This window comes from Sulfuriroseicoccus oceanibius, from assembly GCF_010681825.2.
Classification (GTDB): Bacteria; Verrucomicrobiota; Verrucomicrobiia; order Verrucomicrobiales; family SLCJ01; genus Sulfuriroseicoccus; species Sulfuriroseicoccus oceanibius.
Genome location: NZ_CP066776.1, coordinates 3,434,741 through 3,447,422, shown reverse-complemented (window position 1 = coordinate 3,447,422; position 12,682 = coordinate 3,434,741). Strand labels below are relative to the sequence as shown.

The 12,682-nt window shown below is 59.0% G+C and carries 14 protein-coding genes and 1 rRNA gene; 6 read left to right on the top strand and 9 right to left on the bottom strand.

Annotated elements, in window-relative coordinates:
* Nucleotides 1-10: 10 nt before the first annotated feature.
* Nucleotides 11-126: ribosomal RNA gene (rrf, locus tag G3M56_RS14020) — 5S ribosomal RNA — on the top strand.
* 219 nt (nt 127-345) lie between these two features.
* Here rrf and G3M56_RS14015 read toward each other — a convergent pair.
* The 6 genes from G3M56_RS14015 to chrA all read right to left on the bottom strand — a co-directional run bounded on the left by G3M56_RS14015 (nt 346) and on the right by chrA (nt 4,900).
* Nucleotides 346-750: a hypothetical protein gene (locus tag G3M56_RS14015; RefSeq protein WP_164365288.1), complete on the bottom strand. Its 405-nt coding sequence runs from the start codon at nt 748-750 to the stop codon at nt 346-348.
* Nucleotides 751-818: 68 nt separating this feature from the next.
* Nucleotides 819-1,382, bottom strand: a complete 564-nt coding sequence (locus G3M56_RS14010; RefSeq protein ID WP_164365289.1) for an SLOG cluster 4 domain-containing protein — start codon at nt 1,380-1,382, stop codon at nt 819-821.
* A 36-nt stretch (nt 1,383-1,418) separates the two neighbouring features.
* Nucleotides 1,419-1,958: a ribonuclease H-like domain-containing protein gene (locus G3M56_RS14005; protein WP_164365290.1), complete on the bottom strand. Its 540-nt coding sequence runs from the start codon at nt 1,956-1,958 to the stop codon at nt 1,419-1,421.
* Between the two features lie 84 nt (nt 1,959-2,042).
* On the bottom strand, nt 2,043-2,591 hold the full coding sequence (locus G3M56_RS14000) for a SprT family zinc-dependent metalloprotease (RefSeq protein ID WP_164365291.1): 549 nt from the start codon (nt 2,589-2,591) through the stop codon (nt 2,043-2,045).
* Nucleotides 2,592-2,601: 10 nt separating this feature from the next.
* Complete coding sequence (locus tag G3M56_RS13995) at nt 2,602-3,468, bottom strand: 50S ribosomal protein L11 methyltransferase (RefSeq protein ID WP_164365292.1); 867 nt, start codon at nt 3,466-3,468, stop codon at nt 2,602-2,604.
* Nucleotides 3,469-3,583: 115 nt separating this feature from the next.
* Nucleotides 3,584-4,900, bottom strand: a complete 1,317-nt coding sequence (chrA, locus tag G3M56_RS13990; RefSeq protein WP_164365293.1) for a chromate efflux transporter — start codon at nt 4,898-4,900, stop codon at nt 3,584-3,586.
* 44 nt (nt 4,901-4,944) lie between these two features.
* Here chrA and G3M56_RS13985 point away from each other — a divergent pair, with 44 nt between their 5' ends.
* Both G3M56_RS13985 and G3M56_RS13980 read left to right on the top strand, forming a co-directional pair.
* Nucleotides 4,945-5,259, top strand: a complete 315-nt coding sequence (locus G3M56_RS13985; RefSeq protein ID WP_164365294.1) for a Smr/MutS family protein — start codon at nt 4,945-4,947, stop codon at nt 5,257-5,259.
* 170 nt (nt 5,260-5,429) lie between these two features.
* Entirely contained in the window at nt 5,430-6,641 is a 1,212-nt protein-coding gene (locus G3M56_RS13980) for a permease (RefSeq protein WP_235203480.1), read from the top strand.
* A 147-nt stretch (nt 6,642-6,788) separates the two neighbouring features.
* Here the strand turns inward: G3M56_RS13980 and G3M56_RS13975 are convergent, their stop codons facing one another.
* From G3M56_RS13975 to G3M56_RS13965, 3 genes are read right to left on the bottom strand one after another with little or no spacing between them, the layout of a single operon-like run.
* On the bottom strand, nt 6,789-9,161 hold the full coding sequence (locus G3M56_RS13975) for an ATP-binding protein (RefSeq protein ID WP_164365295.1): 2,373 nt from the start codon (nt 9,159-9,161) through the stop codon (nt 6,789-6,791).
* Between the two features lie 12 nt (nt 9,162-9,173).
* Nucleotides 9,174-9,590, bottom strand: coding sequence for a hypothetical protein (locus G3M56_RS13970; RefSeq protein WP_164365296.1), 417 nt, complete (start codon nt 9,588-9,590; stop codon nt 9,174-9,176).
* Nucleotides 9,587-10,081: a hypothetical protein gene (locus tag G3M56_RS13965; RefSeq protein ID WP_164365297.1), complete on the bottom strand. Its 495-nt coding sequence runs from the start codon at nt 10,079-10,081 to the stop codon at nt 9,587-9,589. The genes G3M56_RS13970 and G3M56_RS13965 overlap by 4 nt, the downstream gene beginning before the upstream one ends.
* A gap of 152 nt (nt 10,082-10,233) precedes the next feature.
* On the opposite strand from G3M56_RS13965, the gene alr reads away from it, so the two are divergent.
* The 3 genes from alr (at nt 10,234) to accB (ending at nt 12,655) form a co-directional block, all read left to right on the top strand.
* Nucleotides 10,234-11,388, top strand: coding sequence for an alanine racemase (alr, locus tag G3M56_RS13960; protein ID WP_164365298.1), 1,155 nt, complete (start codon nt 10,234-10,236; stop codon nt 11,386-11,388).
* Nucleotides 11,389-11,682: 294 nt separating this feature from the next.
* Nucleotides 11,683-12,057 carry a hypothetical protein gene (locus G3M56_RS13955; protein WP_164365299.1) on the top strand — a complete coding sequence of 125 codons (375 nt, stop codon included), beginning with the start codon at nt 11,683-11,685 and terminating at the stop codon, nt 12,055-12,057.
* Between the two features lie 118 nt (nt 12,058-12,175).
* On the top strand, nt 12,176-12,655 hold the full coding sequence (accB, locus tag G3M56_RS13950) for an acetyl-CoA carboxylase biotin carboxyl carrier protein (protein WP_164365300.1): 480 nt from the start codon (nt 12,176-12,178) through the stop codon (nt 12,653-12,655).
* Nucleotides 12,656-12,682 lie beyond the last annotated feature (27 nt).

Below are 12,682 nucleotides of genomic sequence, written 5' to 3'. Positions count from 1 at the left end.
GTGGCTGCCATCTGGTGGCTATAGCACGTTGGTCCCACCCGGTCCCATCCCGAACCCGGAAGTGAAACGACGTTGCGCCGATGGTAGTGTGGCGATAGGCCATGCGAGAGTAGGTCGCCGCCAGAACTTGATGGTCCCCATCTCCGAGTAGGAGATGGGGATTTTTTTTGCCCTGAATTCGGGAGGTGAGGGCGGAGGAATGCGCTGGGCGGGGCCGTGTGTGACAGACGTGGAGAAATAGGTCTGATAGGGCCTATAGGACTTATGGGGCCAGGCTAGATACAAAAAATCGCCGGGCAGCGTGTGGCCGTCCGACGATGGGGAATTAAGCTTTGGTTTGTAATACTAGGCGCGGGGTTTGGTGAGCCCGGCTTCGCGCTTGATGTTGTTGACGCTTGCAGGCGAGCAGCCAAATTTGTCGGCCGTGGCGTTGGCGGTAGCGCCTGCTTTCAGATCTTCGATGATTCCTGCGCGGTCGGCAGCGGTAAGCTTCTTACGCTTGCCTTTCTTCTTTGCGCGTTTTGGTGCGGCGGCGCGGTTGTTTGCCTTTTTGGCGGTGGTGCGGCGGGATGCGAGTTCGTCCAGGGTGAACTCGAGGCCCTTGGCGGCGAGTTCTTTTTGGAGGGCGAGGAGATCGCCGGATTCGTCAATGACGTCCTGGGCGGCCTTGGTCGCTTGTACAACGAGCGCGTCGGAGGACTTGATGCCGTGAGGTACCGTGATGGTGATTTTCAGACTCTTGGTTGCCATAGCGATACTATGAGATTGCTATAAGCTTGAGCGCAAGTGACTTTTGAGGAATTGGAAGTCTAAAATCGTTATAATTTCCATAACGATTGAAGCGTTTTCCGGAGCCAGACGGTGAGTTGTTCCGGGGACGATGCGGTGGGGTAATCGTCATTCCAGAACGGAGGCACGAGGCCTTCGGGGAAGTAGCCGATCATTGGCTTATTATATTGTTGGGCCAATGTGTGCTCAGAGGCGGTGCCTGCGCTGCCCGGAAGGAAGATCAAAACCTGACTCGTCAGGATATTGATATGGTTGCGGGACATCGTCGATGTTCCCGTGATGCCTGTGAGAGGCAGATGGGTGTAGATGGGGATTTCCACCCATGGGTTAGGATAGTTTTCGTGAGACGGGTGGAGGGTACCGTTGCTGTTGCCAGGGATGACCCCGAGGACGCGGCCCTGTCCTTGGAAACGGGCTTTCACGAATGAGCGTGAGACGGCTTCCATGATGCCCTCCCCTCCGCCGGTGAGGAGGTGCACGCCCTCGCCAGCCAAGACGGTGCCCACATCATGAGCGAGGTGATCGTAGGAGAACGATCCTGAGCCCATGACGCCGATGATTGGCAGGCGGTTAACGGCGGGGTGCGGAGGCATGGAGGTGTTGGCTCAAATCGATCTGAACGACCCGGATTACCAAGGGACGTCGACTTTTACATCGTGTCCGGCCTTGTCCTTGAACTTGATAAAGCCATTCTCCACACCGTACTCGTGGACGTAGCGGGTGACTTTGACGTCGTAGGCGCAGTACTCTGCGATTTCCTTCAACTTGCCTTCGCGCCACCATTTGATTGCCTGGAGGCCTTCTGCGGTTTTTCCTGCACCGAGGGATGCTTCAGCCACGGAGTCGAGTTTCGGTCTGATGCCGCATTGTTTTTCAATGCTGACCATCATGTCGAGGTTGTTGGTTTGGCTGAGGATGTCGAAGGCGTAATAGCCTTGGAGCACGGCGTAGTCGAAATAGAGGTGGTTGTAGCCGACGACGAGATCGGCGTTGAGGAGTTGTTGAATCAACTCGTTTGCTTCACTCTCGGCGTACATTTTATATTCGCCGCTGGCGGTGCTGTAGGTAACGCCGACTGACATGCCCATGCGGTCTTTGAAGTTCCATCCGCCGACATCGTTGGCGGAGCGCTGGGTTTCGAGGTCGAAGTAGACGATGTCTTTAGCCATGAGCAGAGGGGAATAGAGTCGTGATGAAGTCGGATGGGAGTGTCGTTACGGCGGGCGGTTGGGTCAAGTTTCGCGCGTTGGAGATTACGGATAATTGAGCGCGAACTCGGTGAGCTGAAAGCGCGAGTCGAAGCGGCCGCTGTTGTGGGTAGTGCAGCAGCGGTGGCAGGCGGCCTCGGCCCGGATTCTACGCACCCGTTGGATTTCGTATCCGCACTCCGGGCAGCGGTAGAGGAACTTCGGGCGCTGGCGGGTGCGGGGCAATGGCAGCCGATGGGTTGCGGCGGCGCCTGGTATCCCCAGGTCCGTGCAGGCTTGTTGCCACTCGGCGCCGTGGGGCTGGATGCGGCGGATCGGGTGGCGCTTTCGTGCGAGGAGATGAGCGGCTTCGTGCCACAAGGTTTCGAGCAAATGCTCGTCGCCGATTGGGACCAGCCGTGGGTTCAACTCGATCAACGCAGCCCCCGGCAGGGCGCGGCCTGCGGTGGACTTGAGTCGTGGGTTGAAGACGACCCGGACGGTGGTTGCCCAGCGGGGAGAGGCCAACCCACCGAGTTTGTCCCTGACTTGGGATTGAAGTGACTCGGTGAGTTGTTGCCAGTCGATTGGTTGCTGATTGTCGCTCGAAGTCATGGAGCGATAATCAGGCGGATGCCTTGCGGCAGTGGGCGGTTACCCATTTCCCGCGGCGGATCGGTTCGTTGATGAGGAGCCCCTCTTTGAGCAGCGCTTCTTCCACGTCTGGCCAGCTGCTGTGGAGGATGCCCGAGACGATCAGGTGCCCGTCAGGTTCGATGGCCTTATGGATGGCGGGCATGCCGGCAATGAGCACGTTGGCGAAAAGGTTGGCGGCCACGACTCGGAACTGACGGGGTGGCTCCCACTGGGTGACATCGCTTTCTTCGAATGTGATCGTCGGCGTCTCATTGCGCTCGGCATTCGACTTGGCGACTTTGAGTGCGAGAGGGTCGAAGTCTGTGGCGAGTACCTGGTCGGGCTGGGCACCGAGTTTGGTGGCGGCGATGGCGAGCAATCCCGTGCCGGTTCCCAGATCGAGCATCGACCATTCCGGATTCTCCGAGCGCTTGAACTCTTTCGAGATGTCGCAAAGCAGGCGCATGCAGGTGGCGGTGGTCGGGTGATCACCGGTGCCGAATGCGAGCTCTGGTGGGATGTGGATGAAGTGCTTCTTCGGGTTGGCTGCTTTGAGCTCCGCGACTTTGGCTTCATCGCTCGCGTTGGAGATGATGAACTGGTCGCGGATGAACAACGGTTTGCCCGGAGGCGGGGTCATCGCTGCCCAGTTCTCCATTTTGAGTTCCCGTACAGATCCCCCGAACTGTTCTTGGATTGCTTCGGCCTGTTCCTTGGTCTCGGTGTAAACCTCGACACGGATGGATTTGTTGCCTTTGATGTCGGTGATGACGGCGTTGGTTTGGCCGTCGCCGTGGAAGCGTTCCTCCCAGGCGTCGCGCCATTGGTGCGATGATAATTTACTCCAGACGAACATGGAGAAAGGGTGCCCCAGCATGTGAAATCATGCCAGTGGAATTCGGAGGTCCCATGAAAGTATCGGAGCGCACCTAGTTGCTCCCATGGGGCCCATAGGAACAATAGAACAGGCATCAGATCAGTTGCAGACCCAGCCCGGCCAGAGCGCAGGCGGCCAAGACCCAGAGCAGGTCGAGCTTGAGCCATTTCATGGCGGCGAACGAGAGGGTTGCGGCGATAGCGACGAACCCGTTGATGCCTCCGTTGGCTAGATCCAGCGCATGGAGGGCGAACCAGATGGCGAGATTGAGAATCACGCCAACGACCGCTGCAGTGATGGCGGTCAGTGCCGCAGCGATGGCAGGTTTGTTACGCATCGATTCGACGTAGGGTCCGCCGAGGAAGATGAACATGAAGCAGGGGAGGAATGTGGTCCAACTGGTGACCGCTGCCGCCAGTGTGCCGGATGTCAATGGCGACATGCCCACCGGCGGGTGTTGCCATCCTCCGGCGAACCCGACGAACTGGAGCACCATAATCAACGGGCCGGGAGTGGTTTCCGCCAATCCGAGCCCCGCCATCATCTGGCCGTGATCGAGCCAGCCGTGAATGTCGACGGCTTGTTGGGCAACGTAGGGCAGCACCGCGTAGGCACCGCCGAATGTGATCAGGGCGGCTTTACTGAAGAAAATTCCCTCCTGGAAATGCGTGCCGTTCCAGCCGAGCCATGCGCCGATCGCGATCAATGGGACGAGCCAGATGCAGAGTCCGCTGGTGAGGACCCGTAAATTGCGCCCGAGGGTTGGTTTTGGAACGTCGGGCAACGGGGCGTGTGCTGAGAGAGACTGGCCGCTGGTATCTGTGGGTGGTGTTTGTTTGGCGGGGAACTGAGAAGGCAGCCAGCGTGCGCCGATGAGTCCTGTGGCGGCAGCTCCGGCGATGATCAGAACAAACGAGATGTTGAGGAAGAAGATGCCGATAAACGAGAGCGCGGCGATGGCCCAGAGTGCCGGGGTGCGCAGGGTTTTGCCTCCGATCTTGAGCATCGCGCTCAGGACGATGGCGATCACGGCAGGTTCGAGTCCGTCGAAGATGCCCTTCACCCAGGTGACGTCGCCTGCGGCCATGTAGAGCCACGAGAGTCCGAGCAAAAGGAGTGCGGATGGCAGGACGAAAAGGGCTCCGGCAGCGATGCCTCCACGCACGCCGTGAAGGCGCCATCCAAGGTAGGTGGCGAGCTGCATGGCTTCCGGGCCGGGCAGCAGCATGCAGAAGTTGAGGGCGTGGAGGAAGTGGTCGTCATCCATCCAGCGTCGTTTGTCGACGATCTCCTGATGCATGATGGCGATTTGTCCGGCGGGGCCGCCGAAGCTGATCCATCCGAGTTTCCACCAGAATTTCAGGGCGTCGGAGAATTTGGGAGCGTCAGGAGTTGGGGCGGATTGGCTCATGTCAGCTTGCCGACCATCGGCGGGATTGCTTACGGTAAAAATCCATGGATTGCGACACAAATGGCACAGACGACGGGCAGGAGATTCCCGATGAGGTGGAGATTCCGATCACCAACGAGCTGGATTTGCACACGTTCCGCCCGTCTGAGATCGGGGAGTTGTTGCCGGCCTACTTTGATGAGTGCCGCGCGCGTGGGATCTTAACGGTCCGCGTGATCCACGGCAAGGGGACTGGGACGTTGCGCGAGGGTGTGCACCGCTTGCTCGAGAAGCTGCCGGAGGTGCGGGAGTTTCACCTGGCGGGCGGAGGCTCCGGAGGCTGGGGCGCTACGTGGGTCTATCTCAAAGAAGAGTGCTAGTTTGCTAGTGTTCAGTTTTTAGCTCCTCAGTGTGCGAAGGAGAGCTGGTGGCGCCATAAGTCTTAGTGGACTCTCAGTCCTATGTGGAAAACTCCAACACAGGGACCTGCCGGTGCCGCTGGAGTTGCGCTGTCTGCTATGGTGGAAGGATTCCCCGAGTTGCCTGAGTTATGGAAAAGAAAAACCGCCCTGTGTTTAGCGACGATCTGAACTTTGATCTCGCGCCGAAGCCGTCCACGCCGAAGAAGAAGGCGGCTGGTGGTTCGTGTTGTGGAGGAGGGGGCAAGGAGGTTGATTTCTCGGTCGGCGGGACGCCTGCGAAGGCTGATCAACCGGGTAAGCGTGAGGCGTCGTGCTGTGGTGGTGGCGGAAAGAAGAAGTTCGATTGGTTGATGTGGGGATCGCTGCTGGTTTGTCTGGCGGCGGTGGTAGTTACGGTTTTCGGATTGGCGGAAGCCGGGACGAAGCTGGCGCAGTTCAGTCACAGTATTGCGATGCTGTTGAAGGAGATGTGGTGGGGGCTGGCACTGGGGATGGTCGCGGTGGGTGTGTTGCATGACGTGCCGCGTGAGTTCATCATCAGCTTGCTGGGGAAAGGAAATGGGTTCCGCGGATTGTTGCGCGCCACGTTCGCTGGATTGTTGCTGGATCTCTGTAACCACGGGATCCTGCTGGTGGGGATGACGCTTTACCGTCGGGGTGCGACACTTGGGCAGACGATGGCGTTTTTGATCGCGAGCCCGTGGAACTCGTTGTCGCTGACGTTGATTTTGATCGCGCTGATCGGGTTGCCTTGGACCTTGGTTTTTATCGTGTGTTCGGGAGTGATTGCGCTGTCGGCGGGGTGGATGTTTGAGCGACTGGTGGGCAAAGGCGTATTGCCGGAGAACCCGAACCGGATCGATCTGCCGGCTGGGTTCAAGTTCTGGCCGGAGGCGAAGGCCGCGATCAAGCGAACCAAGTGGACGCCGGGGCGCCTTGGCCGTGTGTTGGTGCAAGGAGTGAAACAATCGGGGATGATCGTGCGCTGGTTGTTGTTCGGGACCATCCTCGCCGCATTGATCCGTGTGTTCGTGCCGCAGGAGTTTTTCGGCCAGTACTTTGGTCCGAGTGTGGTCGGGTTGGCGCTGACGCTGGTGGCGGCGACGGTGATCGAGGTGTGCTCCGAGGGCTCTACTCCGATTGCCGCGGATTTGTTCAACCGCGCGGGAGCGCCGGGTAACGCGTTTACGTTTTTGATGGCAGGGGCCGCAACCGATTACACCGAAATCATGGTGCTGCGTGAGACCACCAAGTCGTGGAAGATCTCGTTGTTCCTGCCCTTGCTGACGGTGCCTCAGGTGTTGTTAATCGCGTACGCCATGAATACGCTGGGGGCGTGACGAGTGGTCCCTGCGCTCCGGTTTTTTGGATGTCGACAGGAATGTCGATCCACCAGCGCCCTCCGTTATTGGGGGCGAAGCGAGGAAGGGACGCCGTTCTTGTCTTCGGTGGAAAACAAAAACAGCTGGCTCAAATGGCACCCATCTTCACTCAGCGCGCCAGACGAGGGCGTAGCTAGTGACATCGATGTTCTTTTTCAGCGGCTTCACCTGTTGGGTTTCGATGGCGAGGTTGGCTGGTGAGAGACGATCGTCGATGGCGGCGAGTTCGTCCTCGAGTTCCCGCTCCATGGCTTCGAGGTCTTGTTGGGCGTCCTCGAGGTTTTCCTCGGCGCGGGCGATGTCGGTGTGTTGTTGGTAGGAACGGGAGACCTTGCGGCCTGCGGTGCCGAGGCGTGACGTGGTGATCCGACGCCCGCCGAAAAGGGCACCAAGTACAGACATACCGACTTCGATCAAGGTCGAGCGCTTGGCTTCTGCGGCCTGTTCTGCTTCGCGTTCGACGGCTTGTTCCGCGCGGCGCAGCCGGTCTTCCAATGTTTCCAGCTTGCGGGAGTACTTCCGGCGCAGGTCGTCTTTGGTTTCATCGCGAAGCTCCCGCGCCTTTTGGGCGATGCGCATTTGGAACTGGGCAGGGGACTCTCCGATGGTGGCCTCGAGGTCGAGCGCCGGGCAATGGGGCACATCGAGCCTCTCATTCCGGTAGAGCGTGTCCTTCCATTTGCGGGCACCGCTGGTGAAGAATGGGCTCTCGGAGGCGACGGTGGGCAGAGGTTCGAAAGGAATGCCCTCGGTAGGGACGGAGGTTAACCGGTCGTTGGCGTCGAAGGGTTCAAGGTGATCTTCGTCGGTGACTGCGATGGATTTCACCAGCGGAATCAACTCACTGAACGAGCGTTCCACTGGCTCGCTGGAGGACGGATCGATAAAGCGCACGGTGGCCTGGCGCAGCAGGTAAGGGTGGAAGCTAAGGTCGTCCGCACCATCGACGAGAGGGGGGAGGAAATACTCATCGATTTTGGCGTTGGTGCGCGGTTTCACCGCCGATGACTTCGTTTTGCCCGGTGCGTTGCTGTGCTGAGGGGCTTGGTGGGCGAATCGGAAGCGGTCGCGTATCGGATCGGTGAGCGTTTCGATCTGCGGGCGGGAAAGCGGGCCTGCCAAGTAGGACATGGCCCAGCGGGTGTGGAAGACCCGGTCACTGCCCGCGTGGACATTGTGGAGAAGGAACTCGCGACCATTGAGAGATGCGAGCATTTGCTCGATTTCCTTGCGGTCGAATTGTCCTCCCTGACTGGAGGCAGCGCCTTCGAGTCCGCTCATGACGCGGGCCTGGTCGCGCTCGGTTTGGAGCCTTCCCAGGAACCATGTGCCAATATTCGACAATGCCTTGTAGTCGAGATCGACTGGGTTCTGCGTGGCGAGCAAGGTGCCGACACCGTAGGCACGTGCTTGTTTGAGCAGCGTCATCAGCGGCTTTTTCGACGGTGGGTTGGCGGTCGGTGGCAGGAAGCCGAAAATTTCATCCATGTAGACCAGCGCGCGCAGGCTGGTGGTGCCGGACTGGCGGCGCATCCATTCGACCATGCGGTTGAGCACCATCGAGACGACGAACATGCGCTCCGAGTCGCTGAGGTGGGCGATCGAGATGATAGAGATGCGCGGTTTGCCTTCCGGACTATAGAGCAATCGGTCGATATCGAGGGGGAAGCCATTGAGCCATTGGCTGAATCCGGGGGATGCGATCAGGTTGTTGATGCGGATGCCGAGGTCGAATCGTTTGTCTTCGGGGAAGAACTGATCGAGGTCGAGAGCGCCGATGCGCTGGATCGGCGGAGATTGGATGGCCTGGATGAACCGTGGCAGGTCGAGGTTTTCTCCCTGGGTCCAGTAGTGTTGGAGAATGGACGCGAGCAGGATGTGTTCGCGGCTCTGCACCGGGTCGGCGTCGACTCCTGCCATGGTCAGGATGCCGGTGACTGCGGATTCGATCAGATCAGCGAAAGCTTCTCGGTCGTCGATGAGCGCGGCGTCCGGGGCGGCGAGTGAGCCGAGGATGGAAACCGGAATGCCCGCCGTGCTACCGGGGGTGAAGATGGTGGTCTCCACCTGGTCACGCATTTTGCGGATGCGCTCGCCGGTCTGCCCCCACTGGGCGAGGCCGGACTTCCACAGCTCGGCCTGGTCGGCGGCGAACTGGTCCACGCTGACGCCCTTGCGGCGGGCGGTGTCTGGGTTGACCCATGGTTTGAACTCATCGGCGCTGAGTTCAGGAAAGGTGAGCATCAGGTTGGCGATGTCGCCTTTGGGGTCGATGACGATGGCGGGGATGCCGTCCATCGCGGCCTCTTCCAGCAAGCTGATGCAGAGGCCGGTTTTGCCCGATCCGGTCATGCCCAGAACCACGCCGTGGGTTACGAGGTCGCGCGAATCGTAGAGAACGAGGTCGTCGGTCTGGGATTTGGTTTCCGGATCGATTTCGCGTCCGAGGTAGAACGAGCCGAGCTTTTCGTATTCCATGGGGTGGGGGTGTTAGCGGATCACTACAAAGGGGAGCTTTGCAGTGCGGCCGGACACCGGACGTGGTAGTCGTGCGCCTTGGTGGGCGATTACCCGTAACGAATGCTCGCCTGCCTCAAGGTGGCTGATGTCCACTGTTAGCAAAAACTTCCCTTTGTTCGTACGCTCGACGATGTATGAGCGGGCGAAATATTCTTCATCGATCTTGATATCGATGCGATCGACGAACCCACGGTCGACCTCGTAGATGAGGCCGAGTTTCAGCGGCTCGGCTTTGGTTGAGAAGCTATCGGTTCCCCCCACGAACGCGACCTGCGGGTAATAATCCATCAGCATGCCCGGACCACGGGATGTGGTGCCGGACGTCTGGCATGCGCAAAACGTGGTGATGGCGAGAAGCCCGAGTGCGGCCTTCCAGATGCGCTTCATTTCGCGGGAATGGCGGTGTTGCTGTCGGAAATGGCGAGCCATTTGATCTGTGAGAAGTCCGCGGGCAGTTCGAGACTGGAGTTGGAAAAGATGGCCTCAAGATCGATCCAGTCAAAATAAATGGTATCGCCGCCGAGTGCGCCGGGATCCAAAGAGGGGCCGGAACTGAAGATCAAGCCGCCGCCAACGGATTTCTCACCGAGGAGCAGGCCGTAGCGGTTGTAGGCTTTGAGCGTGTACTTGGGGAAGACGGTCTTCTCGGTGGTGTTTTTGTAGGCGACGGTGATGTTCTTTCCGATAGCGAACTCGCGGATGATGTTGTTTTCCACGCGGGCCTCGTTGTTGGTGACTTCGATCAACGTGGTGCCGTCGCTGACTTCGATCGTGGTGACTGGAGTGATTGGCGATGAAGTCGGGGCATCGTTGGCGAGGGCTGATGGGACGAGTATCGTCAGTGCCGCGGCGGTGGTGAGAATGTGTTTGGTGAGCATGGTGCGTTGTTATGACGAGCTGGGGTGGGGTGAGCAAGCCGGAACTCACCGTGAACTGGGAACAAGAGACGATTTAAGGATAGATCTTGCTTGCTCCGGTGGGGCTGTGGCAACGAATGTGGAACTTCGCGAGCCGCCAGAATTTCACGCCGATGCCTGACCACCCACTTTCGATGAACCGCGCCTGGGTCGAGACCGATCCGTCCGCCGTGGTGGAGAATGCCCGCGCCGTGCGGGGATTGTCATCAGCGGTGGCAGGACGGCCGATGCAGTTGATGGCGGTGGTGAAAGCGGATGCGTATGGGCACGGGCTCGGCGCGGTGGCGGCGGCGCTGGACCCTGAGGTGGATTTGTTTGGAGTGGCTTGTGTTTCCGAAGCCACGCGTATCCGCGAGGTGGGCGCGACGTCTGATGTGTTGATGCTCGGGCCGGTGCCGGTGGGCGATATTCCGGAGGTGGTTGCCAATGGTTGGATTCCCGTGATCTCGTGTGTCAGTGAGGCGCGGGATTATCAAGAGCAGATGGAATGCCAGCGCCCCGGTGAGGAAATGGGCGTGCATGTTGCGGTCGATACCGGAATGGGACGCGAAGGGGCGGTGCTTGACGTGGCGGGTGAATTGATCCGGTTCGTCCGCGAGGAATGTGCCGGGCTGCGGCTGGATGGACTGATGACGCATTACCCGTCCGCTGACGACGACGATGATTTTACCCGTGACCAGACCGCGCGCTTTGATGCGTTTTTGGATGCTCTGGCGGATGAGCATGGATTGCCTCCGATGGTGCATTTGGCCAATAGTGCGGGCTTGTTGACCTGTGCGAGCCGCCATGCGACTACAGTGCGTGCGGGTTTGTTGTTGTACGGGGTGGCTCCTGTGGATGCTGACGTGACTTTGCGCCCGGCTCTACATGTGAAAGCGCGGGTGACCTTGGTCCGTGATTTGGCGCCTGGGAGCGGGGTGAGTTATGGGCGGCGGTTTGTGACCGAGCGCGAGCCGGTGACGACGGTGGCTACGATTGCGATCGGATATGGCGACGGGTATTTCCGCCATTTGTCCGAGAGCGGGGCGGAGGTTTTGGTGAATGGTCGGCGTTGTCCGTTGTTGGGGCGGGTGACGATGGACCAGATCATGGTGGATGTGAGTGAGCTGCCCGAGCGGCCGCAGCGCGGGGATGTGGCTATTGTGCTGGGTGGCGGTGCGGGAGGTGACGAGATCACCGCCTCCGAGTTGGCAGAGCGGGCCGGGACGATTTCGTGGGAGATTCTGTGTCGCTTCGGGTCGCCTCGTCTGGGCCGGATTGTGGTGTAATACCATTTAAACGGTCACCTTGTCGGAACCGATGGGGATCGAGTGAGTAGGATCAGAGATTGCGAAAGTGATCTTGGCGGGATCTTTTTGAGTGATGCTGTGTTGCTCACCGCTCAGGTAGCCCGCTAGCATCGCGGTTCGCGTCTTGCCTCACTCGAAAAAGCTCTTCGCCATTCCGCCAATTTGACCGTTCAAATGGTATAAGTGCGAGCCTGAGTTGAGGCGAACTCGGCGAGTCCGCATTCTTGATTCTTGGCTCTTGAATCTTCAAATGTCCGGTTCCATGTTCGGAGTGTGCTACAGATTGTATTCAACGAGATCAGCGCCTCCGAGATCAGCCAGCTTGATACCTTGGAACAGCTTGAATTGCTGTCCGAGTTCAAGGTGACGGCTGAAGATGTGGAGAAGATCGCTGCCGGCGAACATCCGAAGTTTGGCCGCATCGAGCGAGACGGGAAAATGTTGTTCCGTTATCGTGCGAGCGATTCCAGGATTTACTTCGAGGTCTGTGGTGAGTCGGTGATCGTGCACCGTGTGCTGCATCGTAACACATTCACGGACTTCTTGTTCCGCACCAACCTTGGCGACATTGATGAAGATGAAGAGCTCGCCAAGAACAAACACTTTTGGAAGCTGATTGCCGAGGGCGTGAATGCCCGCCGTGTGTAAATTGGCAGCGCAGATCACGGATTAACCTTGCTTGACGACCGGTGAAACGCCGCCGTAGTCTGTGCGTCACGAACGATTTCGAATCCCAACCATCCACCTCAACCCAACCAAGACTGTTTTGGACACTAAAGATATCCGCAAGATCGTCGAGATGATGAAGGAGAACGACCTGTCGCTCTTCCATCTCGAGAAGGACGAATTCAAGATCAAGCTCAAGCGAGGCAGCGAGCTCGACGATATCAAATCCGTGCTGAGCGCATTGCCTGCTCCAGCGGCGGCACCAGCGGCAGCGGCCGCCCCTGCACCTGTGGCAGCAGCGGCTCCGGCCGCAGCAGACGCAGCACCTGCAGCCGATGGCGCAGCAGGTGAAGAAATCACCTCGCCAATGGTGGGTACCTTCTACCGCAAGCCATCCCCGGATGCAGCGAACTTCGTGGAAGTGGGCACAGCGATTGCCGAAGGTCAGACTCTTTGCATCATCGAAGCGATGAAGGTGATGAACGAGATCAAGGCCGAGAAGTCCGGCACGATCACTGCGGTGCTCGTTGAAGATGGCACTCCGGTTCAGTTCGGCGAGGCTCTCTTCAAGATCCAGTAATCTCATTCCGGCACCGATGGGTTGTAT

Coding starts and splice junctions, on each gene's coding strand:
- G3M56_RS14015 (WP_164365288.1), bottom strand. CDS start 750: ATGGCAACCAAGAGTCTGAAAATCACCATCACGGTACCTCACGGCATC.
- G3M56_RS14010 (WP_164365289.1), bottom strand. CDS start 1,382: ATGCCTCCGCACCCCGCCGTTAACCGCCTGCCAATCATCGGCGTCATG.
- G3M56_RS14005 (WP_164365290.1), bottom strand. CDS start 1,958: ATGGCTAAAGACATCGTCTACTTCGACCTCGAAACCCAGCGCTCCGCC.
- G3M56_RS14000 (WP_164365291.1), bottom strand. CDS start 2,591: ATGACTTCGAGCGACAATCAGCAACCAATCGACTGGCAACAACTCACC.
- G3M56_RS13995 (WP_164365292.1), bottom strand. CDS start 3,468: ATGTTCGTCTGGAGTAAATTATCATCGCACCAATGGCGCGACGCCTGG.
- chrA (WP_164365293.1), bottom strand. CDS start 4,900: ATGAGCCAATCCGCCCCAACTCCTGACGCTCCCAAATTCTCCGACGCC.
- G3M56_RS13985 (WP_164365294.1), top strand. CDS start 4,945: ATGGATTGCGACACAAATGGCACAGACGACGGGCAGGAGATTCCCGAT.
- G3M56_RS13980 (WP_235203480.1), top strand. CDS start 5,430: ATGGAAAAGAAAAACCGCCCTGTGTTTAGCGACGATCTGAACTTTGAT.
- G3M56_RS13975 (WP_164365295.1), bottom strand. CDS start 9,161: ATGGAATACGAAAAGCTCGGCTCGTTCTACCTCGGACGCGAAATCGAT.
- G3M56_RS13970 (WP_164365296.1), bottom strand. CDS start 9,590: ATGAAGCGCATCTGGAAGGCCGCACTCGGGCTTCTCGCCATCACCACG.
- G3M56_RS13965 (WP_164365297.1), bottom strand. CDS start 10,081: ATGCTCACCAAACACATTCTCACCACCGCCGCGGCACTGACGATACTC.
- alr (WP_164365298.1), top strand. CDS start 10,234: ATGCCTGACCACCCACTTTCGATGAACCGCGCCTGGGTCGAGACCGAT.